At 39.5% G+C, this 21,634-nt stretch carries 19 protein-coding genes; 17 read left to right on the forward strand and 2 right to left on the reverse strand.

Translation table 11 applies throughout. The features are described from left to right. The first annotated feature begins 476 nt into the window (after positions 1-476). The 17 genes from RZN25_14425 (at position 477) to RZN25_14505 (ending at position 19,321) form a co-directional block, all read left to right on the forward strand. A complete protein-coding gene (locus RZN25_14425) occupies positions 477-2,075 on the forward strand; it encodes a hypothetical protein (GenBank protein MEQ6378011.1) in 1,599 nt (532 codons plus the stop codon). An 863-nt stretch (positions 2,076-2,938) separates the two neighbouring features. Further along, a complete protein-coding gene (locus tag RZN25_14430; protein ID MEQ6378012.1) occupies positions 2,939-3,742 on the forward strand; it encodes an SDR family NAD(P)-dependent oxidoreductase in 804 nt (267 codons plus the stop codon). Between the two features lie 11 nt (positions 3,743-3,753). Continuing rightward, the gene (locus RZN25_14435; protein ID MEQ6378013.1) at positions 3,754-4,821 is read left to right on the forward strand and encodes a 2-dehydropantoate 2-reductase; all 1,068 of its coding nucleotides are present in this window, start codon (positions 3,754-3,756) and stop codon (positions 4,819-4,821) included. Continuing rightward, positions 4,818-5,471: a GntR family transcriptional regulator gene (locus RZN25_14440; GenBank protein MEQ6378014.1), complete on the forward strand. Its 654-nt coding sequence runs from the start codon at positions 4,818-4,820 to the stop codon at positions 5,469-5,471. The genes RZN25_14435 and RZN25_14440 overlap by 4 nt, the downstream gene beginning before the upstream one ends. 20 nt (positions 5,472-5,491) lie before the next feature. Further along, positions 5,492-6,508: an ABC transporter ATP-binding protein gene (locus RZN25_14445; protein ID MEQ6378015.1), complete on the forward strand. Its 1,017-nt coding sequence runs from the start codon at positions 5,492-5,494 to the stop codon at positions 6,506-6,508. Further along, positions 6,462-7,418 carry a dipeptide ABC transporter ATP-binding protein gene (locus RZN25_14450; GenBank protein ID MEQ6378016.1) on the forward strand — a complete coding sequence of 319 codons (957 nt, stop codon included), beginning with the start codon at positions 6,462-6,464 and terminating at the stop codon, positions 7,416-7,418. The genes RZN25_14445 and RZN25_14450 overlap by 47 nt, the downstream gene beginning before the upstream one ends. Positions 7,419-7,517: 99 nt before the next feature. After that, complete coding sequence (locus RZN25_14455) at positions 7,518-8,531, forward strand: ABC transporter permease (GenBank protein ID MEQ6378017.1); 1,014 nt, start codon at positions 7,518-7,520, stop codon at positions 8,529-8,531. A 15-nt stretch (positions 8,532-8,546) separates the two neighbouring features. Next, complete coding sequence (locus RZN25_14460; protein MEQ6378018.1) at positions 8,547-9,365, forward strand: ABC transporter permease; 819 nt, start codon at positions 8,547-8,549, stop codon at positions 9,363-9,365. Positions 9,366-9,465: 100 nt separating this feature from the next. Then, the gene (locus RZN25_14465) at positions 9,466-11,133 is read left to right on the forward strand and encodes an ABC transporter substrate-binding protein (protein ID MEQ6378019.1); all 1,668 of its coding nucleotides are present in this window, start codon (positions 9,466-9,468) and stop codon (positions 11,131-11,133) included. A gap of 99 nt (positions 11,134-11,232) precedes the next feature. Further along, complete coding sequence (locus RZN25_14470; GenBank protein ID MEQ6378020.1) at positions 11,233-12,180, forward strand: M14 family metallopeptidase; 948 nt, start codon at positions 11,233-11,235, stop codon at positions 12,178-12,180. Positions 12,181-12,183: 3 nt separating this feature from the next. Next, complete coding sequence (locus tag RZN25_14475) at positions 12,184-12,357, forward strand: hypothetical protein (GenBank protein MEQ6378021.1); 174 nt, start codon at positions 12,184-12,186, stop codon at positions 12,355-12,357. Continuing rightward, positions 12,324-13,562 (forward strand): amidase, encoded by a 1,239-nt coding sequence (locus tag RZN25_14480; GenBank protein ID MEQ6378022.1) that lies wholly within the window; start codon positions 12,324-12,326, stop codon positions 13,560-13,562. The genes RZN25_14475 and RZN25_14480 overlap by 34 nt, the downstream gene beginning before the upstream one ends. A gap of 14 nt (positions 13,563-13,576) precedes the next feature. Beyond that, positions 13,577-14,713 carry a M20 family metallopeptidase gene (locus RZN25_14485; GenBank protein ID MEQ6378023.1) on the forward strand — a complete coding sequence of 379 codons (1,137 nt, stop codon included), beginning with the start codon at positions 13,577-13,579 and terminating at the stop codon, positions 14,711-14,713. A 20-nt stretch (positions 14,714-14,733) separates the two neighbouring features. After that, positions 14,734-15,456, forward strand: a complete 723-nt coding sequence (locus tag RZN25_14490) for a creatininase family protein (protein ID MEQ6378024.1) — start codon at positions 14,734-14,736, stop codon at positions 15,454-15,456. Beyond that, positions 15,457-16,725: a hypothetical protein gene (locus RZN25_14495; protein MEQ6378025.1), complete on the forward strand. Its 1,269-nt coding sequence runs from the start codon at positions 15,457-15,459 to the stop codon at positions 16,723-16,725. It begins immediately after the preceding gene. A gap of 54 nt (positions 16,726-16,779) precedes the next feature. Continuing rightward, positions 16,780-18,543, forward strand: coding sequence for a M28 family peptidase (locus RZN25_14500; GenBank protein MEQ6378026.1), 1,764 nt, complete (start codon positions 16,780-16,782; stop codon positions 18,541-18,543). A gap of 40 nt (positions 18,544-18,583) precedes the next feature. Further along, entirely contained in the window at positions 18,584-19,321 is a 738-nt protein-coding gene (locus RZN25_14505; GenBank protein ID MEQ6378027.1) for an SDR family oxidoreductase, read from the forward strand. Between the two features lie 115 nt (positions 19,322-19,436). Here RZN25_14505 and murB read toward each other — a convergent pair whose 3' ends face one another. Both murB and sda read right to left on the reverse strand, forming a co-directional pair. Further along, positions 19,437-20,351, reverse strand: coding sequence for a UDP-N-acetylmuramate dehydrogenase (gene murB / locus RZN25_14510; GenBank protein MEQ6378028.1), 915 nt, complete (start codon positions 20,349-20,351; stop codon positions 19,437-19,439). Between the two features lie 143 nt (positions 20,352-20,494). After that, positions 20,495-20,659, reverse strand: a complete 165-nt coding sequence (sda, locus tag RZN25_14515) for a sporulation histidine kinase inhibitor Sda (GenBank protein ID MEQ6378029.1) — start codon at positions 20,657-20,659, stop codon at positions 20,495-20,497. Positions 20,660-21,634 lie beyond the last annotated feature (975 nt).

Below are 21,634 nucleotides of genomic sequence, written 5' to 3' on the forward strand. Positions count from 1 at the left end.
TTTATAGTTGGTTATGGTCTTCATGGAAGGGATGAAGTCATAAATCGAAGAGTTATATTGGTTTCGAATCCTAAAAAAGTAATCATAGAGGAGATGAAACATATTTCAGAGGGAATCAAGGCTCGAAATAGTAATAATAACCCAGAATGAACCACATTTCTTAGAGCGTCAAAGGTGAAAGTGGTAATAAATACCCATTAAGTTACTATTAACCCATTTATTCCAAATATATATTTTTATTTTAACATGACTTCGCCAACATACCACTTCAATAATTAATCGAAATAAACCTAATTTTTGTAGGACCAATTCTACAAAGCCCAGCAAAATAAGTTCTAAAGAGCTGAGAATCTTCAAGACTCAGCCACTCTTTTTTTCTTTGAATGCCTAAACGGACACATCTAAGCATGATATACTAAAACTATCGGTGACATGCTGCTTAACAAAAAAGATCTCAACAAAATGGGGGAATCATGGTGATCAATAGAGCAAGGAAGGTTACAGACTTTTCCAATTTTATAAACCTTTTAAATATTCCCGACTTTGATATGCTGATTACCCTTGCCGTTGGATCAAGGCAGTATATTCACCCAGATATACAGGGATTTTATGAACAGAACAAGAGTTATTATTTTAGACTGTTTAAAGAAAGTCCTTACTATAATAATGAGAGAATCACATGTTTGTCCATTTCCAACTATAAGGCCATTCAACAATTTATTGGTATTTATTTAGATGAAAAAGAACATGCGGCCCATGAAATAACGTTGAAATTGATTAAAAAAGGCTATAAACAGGTTTACAATTATATGAAAAATAAACAAGTCGTGGACCTATATGAGCTTAGGGATACCTATTTAGATTATGTAAAGAAGAAGAGGTTAAGGAAGTCTGTTCATTCCGCTCATATATTTGGGATAGCGCTCTATTTTTGTAGAGAATTAGACATTCAGATTGTGTATGATGATTTGGATGTAGAGTTAATGAATGGTTCGTTTGCTCAAATTTTTAATCCACTAAAAAATGAATTTTCCATATCAGAACACGCGCAAGATTTTCTCGAAAGATATAAACATATAGGTGCTCACAAAAAGGACTTTTTTTCACCGTTAAATAATTTTCTTATTGATATCAATAGTATTCATCAGGAAATTGTAGCGGAAGAGCTGAACTTAAATATAAATCTGCAGAGTCATCTGGAGCAAATTCAGGAGATAATGGCAAAGCATCCTTTCATGATAGGGATAAACAAGATCTCCCTCATGCTCCAGGAGTTTAACATTCATCCCGTTGACTTACAGAATATAACGACGATCACCCATGACCAATTAAAAGAAATTATAACGTTTTGTCTGATCCAGCTTGGAGAAAATTATACGGAAGAAGATTTATACGAAATGTTTGGGAGCTATTTAATCCTTTTTTCCTTGGCCAAAGATTACTCTGCCACAAAGGAGAGGTATATTGTTCAATTCTCAGATGAACTTTTTTATGAAGTAAATAAGGTGAAAAAGGAATATGAGTCAAAATTCGAACAGGTAGAAAAAGAGGAAGGTCAGAAGGAAACGAAAATTCAAAGATTAGAAAATCAAAATGAGAAATTAAAATCAACCATCTTTGATTTAGAAAAGCAAGCCAGCAAGAAAAATAATACCATTGAGGAACTTTTAGAAAAAATCCGAAGTATTGAAGGCGAACAAAATAGATTAGAAAGTAAACTGAAAGATTTCGAGAAGTTGCTGACTACCAGTAGGGAAGATCCCCCTATACAGGAAATGGTTGATTACTTAAACTCTAAAAAAGGGGTTGTCATAGGAGGAACGGATAACTGGCGCGCAAAACTAGCGCAGCATTTCCCGGGATATCTATATTTTTCACCTGAGGACAAAAATATAGACCTAGATTTCCTTAAAAACTATGACTGTATTATCTATGATGAAACTTACAACAACCACACGATGAGCAACAAAATTAAACCAATCATTGCAAATCACAACATTCCAATGATTTACACAGGTGGAATCACCAACGCGGACCTTATTATTAAAAAGGTTTATCAAGAGCTAATGTGCTGATAGGGACGGTTCTCACCAACACACTTAACCTTGATTTTAGAGCCATTCTGGGTGCTGAAATCGTGTTGATAGGGACAGACCTCAACGAATCCTACTACACATTTATATTTCTATTTAATGAGAAGGATCAAAAAGGGAGTTGGTATAAAAAGACCAGCTTTCTTTTTTTAACAGATAGGAAAGTATAAAACTTTCCTAACTGCATAAGTGCAACTAAGGCATTCGCCACAAAGGCTTGGCGAATGCCAAGTTTTCTTACAAGATACAAAAGTATAAAATTTGTCTAGCTCCAGCGCCCTATCGACTAGAGTCGGTTCCCTCCTCTCCATCGATAAGTCAACATCGATTCACTTCGTGAACCGTGTTTCCTTTATCTCGCTCGATGAGGTCCACCGCCTTACGTCGATGATCGAGGGCGCTTGCGCTTTTCTAATCCCGCATTTACGGGCAGCCAACCATGAAGCAGACATCACCAGCAAGGATGCAAAATTTAATGTTTTATTTTCATGGGAGTAAAACCCCTACTTAAAGTCTTAAGTGAAACGACAAGAGTAGGTGGGGGATAGCTGCCCGTAAATGTCTGATTGGTTCAAGGGCCTTTATGTCATGCCCTTGGGTGCTGACAATCAGTGGGGACGGCAACTGATTGAAGTTTCACTTTATTTAGATAAATAGGAAGGGCGTATAATGTCCCAATTATTTTTCTCATTTGCATCCGAAGTAGACACCATCTAGAGCCGTAAAGGATGTCGAAAATTGTAAACGGTAACAACGTGTCCAAATAAAATAAATTTTCTAAAAATTATTGCAAATCAGATAAATAGACTATATAATAGAAAAAAATAAATAAAGGGGACGTTACTTTGGAACAAAGTGTTAACAGTTTACAGTTAACTTTTGAAAAAAAGGTTGCCGTTGTTACAGGAGCGGCCCATGGGATTGGCAGATCCATATGTAAGGAATTTGCTAGACGTGGCGCAACTGTAGTTGCAACGGATATTTTAGAAGAGCCACTAACTGAATCGAAACAAGAAATCGAAAAGGTGTCCTCAACAGGAAAAGTTTCTACATACGTTTGTGACGTTACAAACTCCAGTCAGATAAACAACTTTATTACCGATGTGATCAAACAGAATAACCAGATTGATATTTTAGTGAATGTAGCTGGAGGTGTTGTTGGGCAAGTACATCAGCCAGTGGAGAATGTAAGTGACGAGGAGTGGCAAAAAGTTATAGATGTGAATTTGAAATCAGCGTTTTATATGGTTCGTGCGGTCACCCCATATATGAAAGAGAAAAACTACGGAAGAATCGTCAATATTTCTAGTGGGGCTGGTAGAAGTAGCAGTTTAACCGGAATTCAAGCCTATACTAGTGCGAAAGCGGGTCAGATTGGTTTTACGAGACAGATGGCAAGAGAGCTTGGGCAATATGGTATTACCGTAAATAATGTTGCTCCGGGTTTTGTGTTATCTAACCCTTCTACACAAAAACAATGGGAAGCCATGACAAAAGAAGAGCAAGAAAGACTAGTTGATTCGATTTCAGTCAAAAGGCTGGGTAATCCAGAAGATATTGCATATCCTGTTCTGTTTTTCGCTTCAGATTTTGCTCGATATGTAAGTGGGCAGGTCATTTCTGCAGATGGAGGACTACAACTTTTCTAGGAGGGAACCTCATGTCAATTACTATTATAGGGGCCGGGGCCATTGGCGGTGTTCTTGGAGCATACTTAGTTCGCGAAGGCCATGAAGTTGTTTTTTGCGATATAGCAGAACCCCATGTTAACAAAATAAATAAAGAGGGGCTGACCATTGAAGGCCCTGATGAAACCTTTACCATAAAAGCACCAGCTTTTACTCCACAACAATTACTTGAAAAAAAACAACCATTAGATACCGTATTCCTTTGTGTCAAAGCCCATCATACTGAATCTGCCTTAAAACCCTTAATCTCGTTATTCCATGAAAATTCACAAGTTGTTTCCTTACAAAACGGTTTATGTGAACATCAAATTGCAAAGTTAATTGGAAAGACAAGAACCATCGGATGTTTTGTAAACTTTTCAGCAGATTATATAGAGCCAGGCAAAATTTTATATGGGGGAGTTGCTTCGTTATACCTTGGAGAACTGAATGGGGAAGTGACCACTAGAATCGTTGACTTAAAAGATAAACTTCAATGTTGGGGGCCAGCTCAAGTTACTGACAATATTTGGGGTTACCTTTGGGGGAAGATGTCCTATGCTGGTTTGCTCTATGCAACCGCATTGGTTGATGACACGATGGCGGCAGTTGTTAGAAAGCTGGATTTACGAGAAACCTTAATGGAGATCTGTTCAGAAATACTTGAAATAGCGGAAAAGGAAGGAGTTGCTCCACTAGGATTTGATGACTGGGAACCGACTCTTGTTTATCCCAGAGAAAAGCGTGATGAGAATGTATTGAATCAACAATTAGAAAAGTTGGCTCACCGAATGGCTACTAATAAGAAAACAAAGAGTGGAATTTGGCGGGACTTAGCCGTAAGAAAACGAAAGACAGAGGTGGATGCACAACTCGTGCCTATCCTTGAAATTGGAGAAAAATATCAAGTTCATACTCCTCTGTTGCAAGCACTCGTACTAGGAATTAAAGAGATTGAAATGGGAGCAAGACAGATGAGTTGGGACAATCTTTACGAGCTCAAGCAAATCTATCAATCTCTTTCCAATAAAGCAAGTTCATTTAGGAGTGGAAAACCATGATATTGGATAATCGAAATCTATCAGATGACGTAGCGAAAATTATTAGAAAAATGATACTCAATGGAGAGTTGAAAGCAGGTGATAGAATCAATCAAGTGCAGCTGGCCGATCAGTTCAACATTTCCAGAGGACCCATTCGCGAAGCCTTGAAGCTTCTCCAGAATGAAGGACTAATTAAGCATGAAACAAATAAGGGAACTTTTGTAACTACCTTATCAGAGCAAGATACTTTTGAAATTTATACGTTAAGAGCCTTATTAGAAGGGGAGGCAGCACAGGTTGCCTTAGATCATTTAAAAGAAGAGGATTTTCAGAAATTAGAAGGATATATCGAAAATTTTTACCATGCAATGATGGAGCAAGATTTAGAGAGACAGGCACAATGCGATATTCTTTTTCACGGGACAATCGTTCAAGCATCAGGTCATAACCGATTGATTACCATCCATAAAAATTTAGATACCCAAGTTGGGGCGATGTATTTAACAGTTGCTAATCGAGTACCGATACGGGTCGAGCAGGTGGTTGAAAATCATCGAATTCTACTTGAGGTGTTAAGAACAAAGGATAAAAAGAAAATTAGGCAAGTTTTCTCAGACCATTATCGAGAGGCGTTAAAGGATCTTTCTCGAATGGCCCCGGTGAAATAATAGAAAAGGGCGGTGTAGAAATGCTTTTAGATGTTAATAACATGTCACTCTCTTTAAAGAGGGCAGGAAAGTATTCTAGGATTTTAGACCAGGTTTCTTTCCAAGTGAATAAAGGGGAAACAGTCGGAATTGTAGGAGAGTCAGGTTGCGGAAAAAGTATGACTGCCTTGTCTGTTATGCGGTTATTACCAGAGAAAGCTCGACTAGAAGGTGAAGTTCAATTAGATGGCGAGAAAATCACGAGTTTTTCTAAACGAAAAATGGAGAGAATCCGTGGAAACCAAATGTCAATGATCTTTCAGGATCCATTGACCTCCTTAAATCCACTTCACACTGTAGGAGCACAAATAGAAGAGTCCCTTATTTTGCATACAAAAATGGGTAAGAAGGAACGAAGACAGCGGGTGCTCGAATTATTAAGAGACGTTGGCTTACCTCGTGCAGAGGAATTGATTGATGAATATCCACATCAGCTTTCTGGTGGGATGAGACAGCGAATCATGATTGCCATTGCGATGGCTTGTGAACCACAATTACTCATCTGTGATGAGCCAACAACGGCCTTGGATGTTACCATACAAGCACAAATTTTGGAACTGATGAACAAGCTGAAACAAGATACTCAAATGGGAATCATTATGATAACACATGACATGGGAGTGGTTGCAGAGGTTTGTGACAGAGTGGTAGTAATGTATGCAGGAAAAGTGGTCGAGCAAGCTCCGGTAGTTGAGTTATTCCAAAACCCGAAGCATCCTTACACACAAGGCTTGCTTCAGTCGATACCAAAGCTTGGACAACGAAAGCACAAGCTGGGGTCCATTCCAGGTACTGTTCCGGCACCGGAAAAAATGCCAACGGGTTGTCGCTTTGTAGATCGTTGCAAGCATGCCATGGATATTTGCCGCGATAGTTTACCAGAAATGACACAGATCAATGGTGATCACCATACTGCATGCTGGCTCTACGATGAGGAGGAGGGATTTAAGGATGGCACTATTGGAAGTAACCAATCTGAAACAGTACTTCACAAGTAAAAAAGGTTTCTTAAGTCATAAAACGATTGTGAAAGCTGTGGACGGAGTTAATTTAGAAATTGAAGAGGGGCAAACGTTAGGAATTGTTGGTGAATCCGGTTGTGGGAAATCTAGCCTTGGTCGTGCTGTTCTTAGGTTAGTTGACCCCACTGAGGGGAGTATTAAGTTTAATGGAAAAGAAGTAACGGGCATGAATTCGCAGCAGATGAAGGAGCTTCGAAAAGAGATGCAAATTGTGTTTCAAGATCCTTATGCGTCCCTTAACCCAAGAAATACAATCCGTCAGATTTTAGAGGCACCACTCATTATTCATAATGTAGGTCCAAGAAAAAAGCGAAAAGAAATTGTCGAAGAATTGATGGACAAGATTGGCCTACGTAAGGAGCAGCTGAAAGATTACCCACATGAATTTAGTGGGGGGCAGAGACAAAGGATTGGTATTGCAAGAGCACTAACCCTAAATCCAAAGCTAATTATAGCTGATGAGCCAGTTTCAGCCTTAGATGTTTCGGTTCAATCGCAGGTATTAAATCTTATGCTTGAGCTTCAGCAAGAGATGAACTTAAGCTACATGTTCATTTCCCATGATTTATCGGTTGTCCAGCACATTTCCGATAAGGTGGCTGTGATGTATTTAGGAAAAGTGGTTGAAATCGCCGATGTGGAAGAGCTTTATAAACATCCGATTCACCCTTATACAAAAGCCCTTTTATCAGCTTTACCTATACCAGATCCAATTCAGAAAAGGGAAAGGATAATATTACAAGGGGATCTTCCAAGCCCATCTAATCCTCCGACGGGATGTGCTTTTCATACTAGATGTCCAATGGCGACTAAAGAATGTAAAGAAGTCACTCCGAATCTTGAAGCAAAAGCAAAAGACCACTTTGCAGCATGTATTCGTGTGTAGGCTAACTTTGGAAAAAACGATAGAAATGAACGGACAGTCTACTTTTTTTAAGAAAAATAGTTTGAAAATTATGACTAAATAATAGAAGGGAGTACTGAGATGGATTCCTTACGATTTGTTGCAAAACGGCTTTTGTTAATGATACCGATCCTTATCGGAATTAGTATACTAACATTCACCATTTCAAATACTATTCCCGGTGATCCTGCAAGGTTAATTTTAGGTCCAAAAGCCACGCCGGAAACCCTAGCAGCTCTCCAAGAGGAAATGGGATTAAATGACCCAATGTACGTGCAGTACGGAAGATATATGGCAGGTATTTTTCAAGGAGATTTAGGAAAAAGTACGTATTCCCAAAGACCTGTTATTGAAGATTTAGTTCGATATTTCCCAGCTACATTAGAATTAACTATGTTTGCCATGATTATCACCTTGTTGATAGGAATACCTTTTGGGATTATTAGTGCGAGTAGAAAGGATAAAATAGCTGATCAAATTACGAGGGTCTTTGCCCTTATGGGGGTTGCAATGCCGGCCTTCTGGCTCGGGCTATTGTTCCTATTATTTTTCTATTTAAAATTAGGGGTTTTCCCAGGGTCAGGTCGATTGGATAGTGGGATAAGCCCACCGGATTACATTACAGGGATGTACACTGTAGATGCATTGTTAACTGGAAATTGGCCAGTGTTGAAATCAGCAGTCATGCATTTGGTTTTACCAGGTATAACTCAGGCCGCAATTACTATTGGAATGATTACCCGAATGACTCGTTCCAGCATGTTGGAGGTATTAAAAAGTGATTATATCCGTACCGCACATGCGAAAGGGGCATCAGAAAATCGAGTCCTTTATGGCCACGCATTAAGAAATGGAGTTATGCCAGTGATTACCTTACTAGGAATGGCTTTTGGGCATGCTTTAGGAGGAAGTGTCCTTGTTGAGTCCGTATTCTCTTGGCCAGGGCTTGGGAAATATGCAGTTAATGCAATTAATTATCTAGACTTTCCGGCTGTCATGGGAGTAACGATGTTGATAGCCGTCATGTTCATACTGGTTAATCTCATAATAGACACCTTGTACTTCTTTATTGATCCACGATTAAAACATGACTAAAAGGGAGGGTTACACGTGATTGGTAGAATTTTTAGAAGTCCATTGACCGTGGTAGGGCTTATTATAGTTTTCATTATTATCATAACAGCCATCTTTGCTCCATCTATTGCCACTCATAGCCCGACCGAAGTGGATTTACTTAGTAAATTAGAAGGGCCAAGTCCTGATCATTATTTTGGGACGGATGAAGTAGGACGGGATATTTTTAGCAGAATCGTATATGGTACTCGGATTTCCTTACGAATAGGAATATTAGTTGTTGCTATCGCCTTTCCAATTGGAACGGTTCTAGGAGCCATTGCAGGCTATATTGGAGGAAGAGTAGATCAAATCATTATGCGGACGACCGATATCTTTTTATCCTTCCCAGGAATCATTTTAGCCATGTCCATTGCTGCTGCATTAGGACCTTCGATTGAAAACGTACTACTGGCACTTGCAGTGACTTGGTGGCCATGGTACACGCGGATTGTTAGGTCATCGGTATTATCGATTAAAAACTCGGAGTTTATTGAAGCATCCCGAGCCTTGGGTGCCAACCCATTTCGAATCCTTTCTAAAGAAATTATTCCAAATTCCATTGCTCCAGCAACCATTCAAGCTTCTCTTGATTTAGGAATGGTTATCTTAGCTGCAGCTGGGCTAAGCTTCATTGGTCTTGGTGCACAACCTCCATCACCAGAGTGGGGGGCCATGCTCTCCAACAGTCGTGAGATATTAAGGGATGCATGGTGGGCGGCGACCTTCCCAGGTATTGCAATTCTAGTGACTGTATTAGGATTCAATTTACTTGGTGATGGATTGAATGATGTTCTTGACCCTAAACAACGTTAGCAATCTATTTTTCATAAATATTTCTTTGAAAGGGGGACCGATTACACTTAAATTTCATAGCGTGTCAATCCATTTATTCAAAATTCAAGGGGGAAATCAGATGAAATTGAAAAATCAATGGTTGAAAATGGTCTTGCTTTTGGTTCTTGCTTTAGTAACGCTTGTTGGATGTAACAATTACAACCAAGAAGAAAATGCTAGTGGAAATACGGATGGAACAAACAATGAACAAGCTGACAACGATAATTCCGAATCTCCACCAGTTACTAATGAAAATTTTAATGCGGATGTATTCAATTTTGCCACAAACCAGGATATTCCACACTTAGATCCACATGGTTCTGCAGCAAATACATCATTCCGTGTCACGTACATGTTATATGATCGTTTAGTAACATATGATGGTACATCAACTGAGCCACAACCACAGCTGGCGAAGGATTGGGATATTTCTGATGATGGATTAACTTACACATTCTATCTACAAGAGGATGCAACTTTCCATGATGGAACTCCAGTCACAGCAGAGGCTGTTAAATATTCATATACTCGTGCCATCGAATTAGGAAAATCGGCAGCAGGTATTTTTAACAAGGTAATTGATCCTGAAACTAGCTTTGAAGTTGTCAATGACAAGACCATTAAGATTACTTTGAAAAAGCCGTTCGCACCATTTATTAGTACCTTAGGAACTGTGTTTGGAAACATCATTAACCCTGCATTAGCAGAAAATCATGGAGATGATTATGGAGAAGGTTTCTTAGCAGAAAAAGAGCTTGGATCTGGTCCATATATTCTTCAAAGCTGGGACCGTGGAGAAAAGCTTGTACTAAAAGCTAATCCAGATTATTGGGGAGAAGCTCCAACCATGGAAACTGTAAATGTCTTGTTTGTTTCTGAGCCATCGACTGCACGCCTTATGTTAGAAAAAGGAGAAGTTGATTTACTTGATAACACGATGATTTCTCCTGAAGTACTTGGAAATATGGAAGGAACAGAAGGAATTAGGATTAAAAAATCTACAGGTTACCAAATTGACTACATGCCGATGAATATTGAAAGTGGTGTACTAGCTGACAAAGCGGTTCGTCAAGCAATTGCTCATAGTATTAATTACGAAGCATTGCTAGAAAGTGTTTATCTAGAAGAAGCTGAGCGTATTGGTGGAGCAGTACCAGCTGGTATGTTTGGTTATAACCCAGATGCTAAACTTTATGATTATGACCTTGATAAGGCAAAATCACTTCTTGAGGAAGCAGGTTATGAAGAAGGAGAAATCAACCTTGAAATCGCTATTTCTGAAAATAACGAAGTCCGTAGTAACACTGCCTTATTGCTACAATCTGACCTTGCAAAGGTTGGAATTAACTTAGAAATTAAGACCTATGCATGGCCGACATTCTTAGATCTTGTAACCAATGGGGAACATGACTTTGGTCTAGTTTCTTGGACACCAGACTATCCAGATCCAGATTACAACTTATGGTACTTTGGGCATTCTTCAAGTAAAGGTCCCGGTTTCAACCTAGCATTCTTTGAAAATAGTGAAGTGGATGCATTATTAGAAGAAGCTAGAACCAATACAGACGAAGTTTTACGAGAAGAAAACTATAAGAAGATTCAAGAGATCATGGCTGAAGAAGTTCCTTATATCTTCGTTGCTCAACCAAACTTACAAGCACCTGTAAGAGATTGGGTACAAGGATATGAACTAAATCCTATGAATACTTGGTACGTGCCATTCCACAAAATCACAAAAGAACAATAAAAATGTAACAATGTAATGGGAGCGGTTGTTAACTAACAGCCGCCTTCCCTGTTTTTAAGTTTGTAGTTTAAGCTGACATATAGAAAGGACAGATCGCTAATGAGTACATGGAAAATAGGAAACCTATCTGCATCTGAAGGAGAAAAAGTTAAAGACTACCTAGAACTACCAACTATCGAAGAAAAATTGCCAGCCTTTTTAGTCAATGGGATGGAAGATGGGCCAACAGTCTTAGTTATGGGTGGTATTCATGGATGTGAATATACTTCTATTGATGCTGCTCAAAAAGTTGGAACACAACTAGACCCTTCCCAGGTAAAAGGAAATGTCATCGTTTTACCAATTGCCAATCCTGCTTCGTTTTATGCCCGAAGTATTTATGTACATCCAAGAGATCAGAAAAACTTAAATCGTATGTTTCCTGGAAAAAAAGAAGGTTCTGATGCTGAGCGTTTAGCTTATTGGATAAATGAAACAGTCTTTAAAAATGTGGATTATGTCATTGATCTCCATGGGGGGGACATGATCGAAGCGCTGGTTCCTTTTACCATCTATCATGTAACCAAGGACAATGGAATCCTTGAAAAATCCAAGGAAATGGCTTCGCTTTTTGACATTGATTATGTCATAGGTAGTAAAGGCCAGGTTCCCGGTTCAACCTACGGATGTGCCGCTGAACAAGGAACACCTGCAATCATTGCAGAGGCTGGACAGCAAGGAATTTTAACCTCAGAGAATTCTGTGAAACTACAAAAGGGTGTACTTAATATCTTGACATCAATAGGTGTATTAGATGGAGAAGTTAAACAAAGTCCATCTACTTATATTTCGGTGTTTGATTGGTATCGTTCCGATATTCAAGGGTTATGGTATTCAGCTGTCCAAATCGGGGACACAGTTAAGAAAGGGCAGGTGTTAGGGAAGCTTACCAATGAGTTTGGTGACACTGTAAAGGAAGTTTTTTCAGATACAGAAGGTGCAGTTTTATTTTTAGTTACTTCCCTTGCCATCAATAATAATGATCCGCTATTAGCTGTAGGGGCATAAGTTATGAACCAGTTACTGGATATTTCTTTGCTAGAATTAGCGGATTTATATCGAAAAAAGGAAGTTTCTCCAGTGGAAATCCTAAAAAAGACATTAGAACGTCAGAAAGAACTGGAACCAAAGTTAAATGCATTTCTCACTATATTGGAGGAGACGCTCTTCACCAAGCAAAAGTAGTAGAAAAGAAGTTTTTGAAAAAGGAAGATTTACATATCTTAGCGGGTGTTCCTTTTTCTGTGAAGGATTTATTTTACACAAAAAATATTCTTACTACATGTGGATCAAGGATATTAAAAGATTATAAACCAGATTACACTGCCACTGTTTTAAATAGGTTACAAGAGACGAATGCTATTCTTTTTGGGAAGAACAATATGCTTGAATTTGCTTATGGGATCGTCCATCCAGATTATGGGCAAACGAATAATCCATGGGAAATTACGAAAACATCTGGTGGCTCCTCAAGTGGTTCAGTTGCCGCGGTAGCTAGTGGAGTGGGGTACTTTTCGTTAGGAACTGATACAGGTGGCTCTATCCGGATTCCAGCTTCCTATTGTGGAATGGTGGGACTAAAGCCCACTAGAGGACTTGTTAGTACCCGTGGTGTTTTTCCATTATCTTGGACACTAGACCATGTAGGACCTATTGCTCGAAGTTCAAAGGATGTGGCCGTCGTACTCGATGTAATTGCAGGCTATGATCCACTGGATCCATATTCGGCTAAAAGTTCTGTCAGTTCCCTTGATCTTGGTAAGTTTAAAAAGCTAAATGTATTAAAAGTTGGAGTTTTACCATCGGAAAAGTTAAAAGATTTATCGTTGGAAGTTGAGAAAGTATATAAATCAACAGTTAAACAAGTAGAGTCCTTAGGATGGGAGCTTGTTGAAATAAAGTGGAAAGAATGGCATCGGACAGAACAAATAATAATGGATGTCCTTTTACCTGAGGCGGCACAAATCCATCAAAACTGGATGGATTTGAAAGATGATTATGCTGAATTAACCTATAGGCAGTTAGAAGAAGGCATGAGTCATTTGGCAGTTGATTATATAAATGGGTTAGAAGATGTGAAACGTTATACGGAATCCATCTCTGCTTTATTTGGCGTAGTGGACATCATCTTGACACCAACCGTTGCATTCCCGGCACCGGCCGAGGATCCCGAGATTGGTAGCGAAGATTTGAATGAGATGGTGTTCACTGGTCCATTTAATATTTCGGGACACCCAGCAGTGACATTAAATATGGGCTTCACAAAGAAGGATCTTCCAATTGGGATGCAATTAGTCGGCCCACATTTTCGTGATCAAGAGTTATTGCAGGCTGCTTATGAATTGGAGCAAATCCAAACGAAAAGATGGCCAAAGTTGGTTATCAAGTAGGAGTGATATTCTATATGTCTAGCATACTTACGTATTTAAAAAACAATCAAAACAATATGGAAGATACTTTACTTCAGTTAGTCAAGGCTGAGTCGCCTTCTAGAAACAAATGTTTAACCGATCAATGTGGTCTAGTTTTACAAAATAGCTTTGAAATATTAGTTGGTGGGGCTATTGATGTCATCGAAAAAGAAGAAGTGGGAAATCAATATCGCTTTACTTGTGGAAATGAAGGGGCGGAAGAACAAATTTTAATCATCGGGCACTATGATACGGTTTGGGATCAAGGTGCGATACCGATTCGAAGAGAAGGTGATAAACTATATGGTCCTGGTACGTTTGACATGAAGGGTGGTTTAACGTGTACCTTGTGGGCATTAAGAGCATTAAAAGAAGCGGGAATTACTGGGAAAAGGAAAGTCGTTTTCTTGGTTACGTCTGATGAAGAGGTGGGAAGTGAGCATTCTCGAGCGATTATTGAAGAGGAAGCTAAGAAAAGCTCACTCGTATTTGTGCCCGAATCTAGCATCTCACCAAATGGTGATGTAAAAACATTCCGAAAAGGGATGGGGATATTTAAGTTGAAAGTGCACGGTAAAGCCGTCCATGCAGGTATTGATCCATGGTCGGGTGCCAGTGCTATTGACGAACTTGCTCTTCAGTTGGCTGATCTTAAAAAAATAGATAATAGGGAAGAGGGCATTTCCGTAAATATTGGAACCGTGTCTGGTGGGACTAGAACAAATGTAGTCGCAGATTATGCCGAAGCAGACATTGATCTCCGTTTTCAAGCGAAAAATCAAGGCGATATGTTAGAGAATGCTGTCTTACATCGCCCATCATTTATTCGGGGAACAACTGTAGAAGTAGTTGGCTCCATTAATCGTTATCCACTTGAACGAACCGAATCGGTGATGACTCTCTACGAACAAATAAAGGAAATCGTAGCAGAGCATGGCTATGATATCGGGCATGGTGATTCCGGTGGAGGAAGTGATGGGAATTTTACCGCTGGTGTCGGGGTTCCGACGATTGATGGGCTTGGACCAGTAGGAGATGGTGCCCATGCTTCCAATGAGCATGTTCTCTTAGAAAATCTACCATATCGCGCTGCTTTGCTAGCTGAACTGATTCGTAGGAATTTGGGGTAAGGAGCTGATCGTTTGTGGATATGATGACGATGAACGTAACAAAGTTTAAAGAGATTCAAGGGAGAATCAAGACGGTACTCCTGCCTATTGGAATGATCGAAGCCCATGGTCCGCACTGTGCCCTTGGGACAGACGTCTTAATACCACGTGAATTTGTAAGAAGATTAGAATCAGAAGTAGGGGATCAGGTGTTAATGGCACCCGAAGTAACCTATGGACATTCGTGGGGGCTAGCGCCATTTTCGGGAACTATTGATATATCATCGGAAGCATTCTCGAATTATGTTTTCGAGGTTTGCAAAGGATTTTATCAGCAAGGATTTGAACATATCATTCTATTTAACGGTCACGGTGGAAATATATCAAGCTTAGATATCGTGACTGAAAAACTGGCAGACTTAGGCGTTAGTACATTAACGATTAACTGGTTTATTGATTATCGAGAGGAGATTAAACATATTGCTCCTGAACCTGGTCATGCAGGTGAAGATGAAACCTCCCTCGTATTAGCCATTAATAAAAATTATGCTTTTACCGATGGAGTAGGTAGCCACGAAATCCCTATTCAAAAAAGATTCCGCATGAAAGACGGTGGAAAAATTTTATATCCTGAGGGTTTCTCGGGAAACGCAGGGGCAGCCTCTGTCGAGAAAGGTGAACAGCTTTTTCAAATGTTGACCGAACTTGTACGTAAGGATTTAGAGAAGTTTTGGGGTCTAGTTAAAAATAAGGAGGTATTATAAATGGTATTACGTTGGACTACTGAACCAGTTGGTGAAGGGATCGTCGACATTGTGTTAAGTCTGAATGAACAAGCTTCAAAGCTTTATAAACAGGAAGTGGCAACGGCAAGTTACAGTGATGTCAAATCATCCTTAACCACTTTTGATCAAATTGGTCGAAAAATAGACGAAGTAGAAGCGGCTATTCAGGATCTGAAAGGACATCAGGGTAGATACTTGCGCTCTATGGTGAATGCTTATCGATACTTTGGAAGAAGCCTCCAGGGCGATGACCTTCCGTATTCAGAGTACATTTTAAATATTCAAGAGTTGCCAACCTCCTTGATTACTGATGAAACGATTGCCAAGCAAAAAGAGCTAGTGGAAAAAGGATTAACAGATATTGGATACAAAGGAACCTTAAAGGAAAAAGCCGATAAGTGGCATGAAGATACCTTAATTGATCCGGAGCAAGTTGTTTCTGTAGCGGAATCTATGAAAGAAAAAAGTAAGCTTGGAACATTAGACCGTGTGATTGGTTTACCAAAAGAGGATGGCATTGACACCATTCAGTCAACGCGAGGTGTATTTTGGAGTGGATATTCCAAATATGTGGGTGGCTTCCGTGGAAATTTAACATTTAACATAGACCGTCCTTGGACAGAGCCAGTTCTTGGCCAAATCATGACTCACGAGGGATATCCTGGACATCAAGCGTTCTATTGTCGTTGGGATTATTTATACCAACAAGGGAAATTACCTTTAGAAGCTTCCTATTACTTAATTAATAGTCCAACGAATGCCTTGTTTGAAGGTGGACCAGAAAGCGCCCTTCATTTCTTAGGTTGGGATCGTGATGAAGAAGAAACAGAGGGCATTTCATTGGAAGCAGAAAAGCAATATAAACTGGCTCGTGACTACATTGATATGCAGCGTATGGCTCAAACCAATGCCTGTGTACTTTACAATACAGATCAAATGACAAAGAATGAATCAATTGAATACATGATTCAAGTTGGGAATTTAACGTCTATCGAAGCGAATAACTGCTTCCGTTTTTATTCTGATCCAATCCAGAAAACCTACTATCCTTGTTACTATTACGGCCGTTGGATGGTTGGTTTAGCGTATGACGCTGTACCAAAAGAAAAGCGACCACAGTTTTTCACACAATTATATGATACTCCGCATACCACAAATACTTTTATTGATGTCGTTACTGAATTAATAGGCAAGGAGTTCAAACCATTTGAACGTGTGAAGACAAAAAAAGAAGATTTTGTGTTGTAGAAAAATGCAATAGAGGCCTCTTATAGGTGGCTATTTTCAGAAGGAGCTTAAGTGATGAAAGCCATGTTGACAGATACACATAAACAGTTAGTCGAAGCAGTTTCTGGAGAAAGATTGATGGAATTTATCGCCGAAATGACAAAAGAAGTACGTTTATCTGGATCGGAGGAAGAGCTACGAGCCCTTCAGTATGCAAAGGATCAACTAGATCAAATGGGATTAGAAACGAAATTGACCTTTCACGATGGGTATATTAGCTTACCCATATCTGCAGAATTAAAGGTAGGTGGCGATTCCTATCCTTGTATCACTCATTCGATGTCTACCTCAACTGGAGATGTGGGATTGGAAAGTGGACTTGTTTACGTTAAACAGGTTCATGCTGATATGGATGTTGCGGGGAAGATTTTGTTAACCGAAGGGATTGCTACACCAGGTGCGGTAGAACTCATAGAAAAGGGGGATGCACTCGGTGGGATTTTTATCAACGGCCCAATAACTCATGAGATGATTGTTTCTCGAGTCTGGGGAAATCCAACACCTGAAACCAAGAAAGAATTACCCACCATTCCTATCCTTTCCATTACGGAAAAAGAAGGTCATTTATTAAAGGGAAAACTGAGCCAAGCTACTGATCAGGTAACCGCTAAGATGAAAACCGTTGTAGATACTGGTTGGAGGAAGATTCCAACCTTAGTGGCCGAATTAAAAGGGGATGTTGAACCTGAAAAGTTTGTCCTATTTAGTGGCCATATCGATTCCTGGCATTACGGGGCCATGGATAATGGGAGTGCAAATGCGACGATGCTGGAGGTTGCTCGTATTTTTACTGAACAAAAGGTTCCTCTCCGTCGGACTCTTCGTTTAGCTTTTTGGTCTGGACATTCCCATGGTCGATATACGGGATCCACCAACTATTGTGATACACATTGGGAGGATTTACACGAGAATTGTACGCTTCATGTTTATATCGATTCTGTTGGAGGGAAAGGTGCAACGATATTAGGCGAAAGTAATTGTATGGAGGAGACCAAGGATTACGGAGGTTCATTTGTTGAAGCATTGACGGGTGAAAAGTTTATTGGTAAACGCTTCGGACGTGGTGGGGACCAATCGTTCTGGGGTGTAGGTATTCCTGCCTTGTTCATGGGTTTATCCGAGCAACCTATTAGTGACGACGTAGCATCCCAAACTTTGGTGAAATTATTTGGGGGAATTAAATCCGGTGGGTTTGGATGGTGGTGGCACACTACCGAAGATACCCTAGACAAAATTGATCAAGAGAATTTAAAACGTGATTGCCAGGTTTATACCGCCGTTCTTTTCGATGCCTGCACAAGAAAAGTGTTATCCATCAACCATGCTGCCGCAGTTGGAGAATTAAAAAATGCATTGTTAGATTACGCTAAAATTGCTGAAGACAAGTTGAATTTATCCTTAGCATTGGAACGCATCTGTAGGTTGGAGTCACTTGCATTTGAGATTAATGCAATTTTGATGGAAAGAGAATGGACAGAGGAAGAGGTTAAGGAAGTAAACAAATTGCTATTGGACTTGTCGCACACCCTCATTCCTCTGAATTATGTAAATGGTGATGCTTTTCACCAGGACTTAGCCATGAACCAGCCTGTTTTGCCTCTGTTAAAAGATATTTCTGTTTTGTCAGAACTAGAAGCAGGAACGGACCAATTTTTTGAATGGAAGACCGCTTTAAAACGCCGATTGAATAAAGTGGAATATACACTGATTACAGCCATTAGAATAGCTGAAAAGTTGGTAGGTCGTGCTGATAGGGACGGTTCTCACCAACACACTTAAAGACTTAGGGTTGAATTTTTTGAAAAGGAGAGGAAATACTATGGAAACTTTATCAGGGAAAGTAGCGATTATTACTGGAGCCTCCAGTGGAATTGGTCAGGCTACTGCCAAAAAACTAGCTGGAGAAGGGGCGAAAGTCGTCCTTGCAGCAAGAAGAGAGGATAGACTTCAACAATCAAAAGCTGAGATTGAATCGGCTGGAGGAGAAGCTACATTCAAGGTGACAGATGTAACTTCTTATGAGCAAATGCAGGATTTAGCCCAGTTTGCTATAAAAACGTACGGGAAAATTGATGTTATGTTTAATAATGCTGGTCTCATGCCGTTATCCTTTATGGATAAGCTGAAGGTTGAGGAGTGGGATCGCATGGTTGATGTGAATATTAAAGGAGTATTATACGGAATTGCTTCTGTATTGCCGTTTATGAAAGAAAGAAATAGTGGCCATATCCTTACAACCTCATCCGTTGCAGGTCATGGAGTATTTCCAGCTGGCACCGTATATTGTGGAACAAAATTTGCGGCACGTATTTTCATGGAGGGGTTAAATAAGGAGTTAGTCAATACAAATATTAGGACAACAAGTATCTCTCCTGGAGTTGTTCAAACAGAGTTAATGGATTTCATTACCGATGAGGATGTAAAACCTAGATATGAAGCACCAGACCTCCCCTCCTTAACTAGCGAAGATATAGCAAATGCCGTTTATTATGCTATTTCTCAACCATCAGGAGTTGCCGTAAACGAAGTTATTATTCGCCCAACCAACCAGGGATAAAGTAATTTTGTAAGGAACCGATTCGAAGTGCACAGTTCAATGTCAGAAACCAGATTTTATAGTTTTTTCATAAAGCCGTGTTGGTGAGAACCGTCCCCACCAACACGGCTTCCTTTTAGTCTTCTCCTAATATTTTTACTTCTCGTTCCAGTTCTACGCCAAATTTTTCTTTGACTGTTTTTTGGACCATTTCAATGACAGCTATATAGTCTGATGCTGTGGCATTATTTTTGTTGACGATAAAGCCTGCGTGCTTGGTGGATACCTCTGCGCCGCCAATGCCTTTGCCTTGGAGCCCACTATCTTGAATCAGTTTTCCAGCGAAATATCCTTGGGGCCGCTTGAATACGCTGCCACAAGAAGGATATTCTAACGGTTGTTTGGACTCGCGCTTATAGGTTAGGTCATCCATGACTGCTTTGATTTCATCGTATTTACCAGGTTGCAAGTTAAACCTGGCTTCTAGCACAATATATCCTTTATCAGGTATGTTACTCGTTCGATAATCCATGTCTAATTCATCTACGGTGAGAGTAAGTACTTCTCCATTGGGATTAACCACAACGGTATCCTGTAGACTGTCTTTGACTTCACCTCCATAGGCGCCAGCATTCATAAATAAAGCTCCACCGACAGTCCCTGGAATTCCACACGCAAATTCCAAGCCGGTCAAATTTTCCTCCAGTGCCTTTCTTGAAACATCAATAATTCTTGCTCCACTTTCTGCAATAAGGCAATTTCCTTCTCTTTTAATGGAAGTAAAGCGTTTAAGACTCATGACAATTCCTCGAATACCACCATCTCTTACAATAAGGTTTGATCCGTTTCCTAGTAAGGTAAAAGGGATTTGTTCTTTATTAGCCAGTTTTACAATTTCTTGCACTTCTTTTATGGAGGAAGGGGTAACAAAAAAATCTGCTTTTCCTCCGAGTTTTGTATACGTATAATTCTTCAAAAGCTCATCAACCATCACATTCTCCTTTGATGTGATGGACAATAATTTCTCATAAACATGATGATTATTCACCACTAAAATCATCCTCTTTTGTCTCGACTAATTTTTCTCACTAAAAAATTATAGCAGTAGGACAGGGCATTCTTCAAATGGATATTTTTCAAAAAAGAAACCTCGTATTTATCCATTGATAACACGAGGGAATTGGGATGAGACTGTTAAGATACATTATTATTTTTGGTGGAAATATTTCTTCTGAGGATTTCTTCTTCTAACATAAGAATAAATTCTGCTTCTAATTTTAGCTCGATGGCTTTATTATAAGAAAATATTAGAAGTTCGTTGCTTAATGCCTTCATTTCTATCACCTCAAGCGATATCATTTACTATTTTTCTAGGTGAGGCGTACCTATAATAGTATATGCATTTAATATTAACATATTTTGTAAGGTGTGTCTCATTTTGTAGGATTTTCTATCTAAATTTTTGATTAAATAGAAAAAATATAAAAAAAAGAGCACTTTTTGACATATATAAGATACCCATAGAGATACAACCCCTTCATTTCTTGTCGAAAAAGTGAAAAAATTAGCGCATGTGCTGATAAGTGTGTTGATAGGGACGGTTCTATTAGGGAACAATCGAAGTTTTGCGTGTAAGAAAGCCCAAAGGAAAGCATTGCTGCCCGCTGGGATTTCTTTTTACAAGAAAGTATAAAATTTGTCTAGCTTCAGCGAAAAAGCTTCATCGAATGTTCTTCAAAGTTTTTGCCCCGAGTAAGGAAAGCGACTTAGAGCTTCTTCGCAGAAACAAGTGCTTTTCTTGTTTCGAAGGGCGCTTGCGCTTTTTTAATCGCACGTGAACTGGCAGAAATAGCCTACCTCAAGTCTTAAGTGAAATGAAAGGTGTAGGTGAAGATAAACTCCCATTTTCATCCTTGTTGGTGAAGCATTGCTTCATTGTTGGCTGCCCGTAATGTCCGATTGGTTCAAGGACCTTTAGGTTATGCCCTTGGGTGGGTAATGATCAGTGGGGACGCCACTGGTTGAAGCTTCACTTTTTATTTGAACAGAAACTCAATCATCATGAAACAGTCACAAAATTCATATTAAAAAGGACTTTTGATTTTGCAGCGGGAAATATGGCGGTTCATCTTTTGGTTTTTTTTTTTAGATACTTACGCTTTTTAACATTATGATAATCGCAAAAGTTTGTCTAATTGAAGAGTTTTGTTTTTTGCCATAGCGCAGCGATTCATTTTTCTAGATAACACATAGGTAGGACCACTGTGTTGGTGAGAACCGTCCCCACCAACACGCCCACTGACACGTTAGTTTGTGTTACTATATAAACGTGTG

This window comes from Bacillaceae bacterium S4-13-56 (assembly GCA_040191315.1).
Taxonomy (GTDB): Bacteria; Bacillota; Bacilli; order Bacillales; family JAWJLM01; genus JAWJLM01.

Bases quoted from the DNA above. Each gene is read 5' to 3' on its own strand.
- RZN25_14435 (MEQ6378013.1), top strand. From the start codon at position 3,754: ATGTCAATTACTATTATAGGGGCCGGGGCCATTGGCGGTGTTCTTGGA.
- RZN25_14440 (MEQ6378014.1), top strand. From the start codon at position 4,818: ATGATATTGGATAATCGAAATCTATCAGATGACGTAGCGAAAATTATT.
- RZN25_14445 (MEQ6378015.1), top strand. From the start codon at position 5,492: ATGCTTTTAGATGTTAATAACATGTCACTCTCTTTAAAGAGGGCAGGA.
- RZN25_14450 (MEQ6378016.1), top strand. From the start codon at position 6,462: ATGGCACTATTGGAAGTAACCAATCTGAAACAGTACTTCACAAGTAAA.
- RZN25_14455 (MEQ6378017.1), top strand. From the start codon at position 7,518: ATGGATTCCTTACGATTTGTTGCAAAACGGCTTTTGTTAATGATACCG.
- RZN25_14465 (MEQ6378019.1), top strand. From the start codon at position 9,466: ATGAAATTGAAAAATCAATGGTTGAAAATGGTCTTGCTTTTGGTTCTT.
- RZN25_14470 (MEQ6378020.1), top strand. From the start codon at position 11,233: ATGAGTACATGGAAAATAGGAAACCTATCTGCATCTGAAGGAGAAAAA.
- RZN25_14475 (MEQ6378021.1), top strand. From the start codon at position 12,184: ATGAACCAGTTACTGGATATTTCTTTGCTAGAATTAGCGGATTTATAT.
- RZN25_14485 (MEQ6378023.1), top strand. From the start codon at position 13,577: ATGTCTAGCATACTTACGTATTTAAAAAACAATCAAAACAATATGGAA.
- RZN25_14490 (MEQ6378024.1), top strand. From the start codon at position 14,734: ATGATGACGATGAACGTAACAAAGTTTAAAGAGATTCAAGGGAGAATC.
- RZN25_14495 (MEQ6378025.1), top strand. From the start codon at position 15,457: ATGGTATTACGTTGGACTACTGAACCAGTTGGTGAAGGGATCGTCGAC.
- RZN25_14500 (MEQ6378026.1), top strand. From the start codon at position 16,780: ATGAAAGCCATGTTGACAGATACACATAAACAGTTAGTCGAAGCAGTT.
- RZN25_14505 (MEQ6378027.1), top strand. From the start codon at position 18,584: ATGGAAACTTTATCAGGGAAAGTAGCGATTATTACTGGAGCCTCCAGT.
- sda (MEQ6378029.1), bottom strand. From the start codon at position 20,659: ATGATATCGCTTGAGGTGATAGAAATGAAGGCATTAAGCAACGAACTT.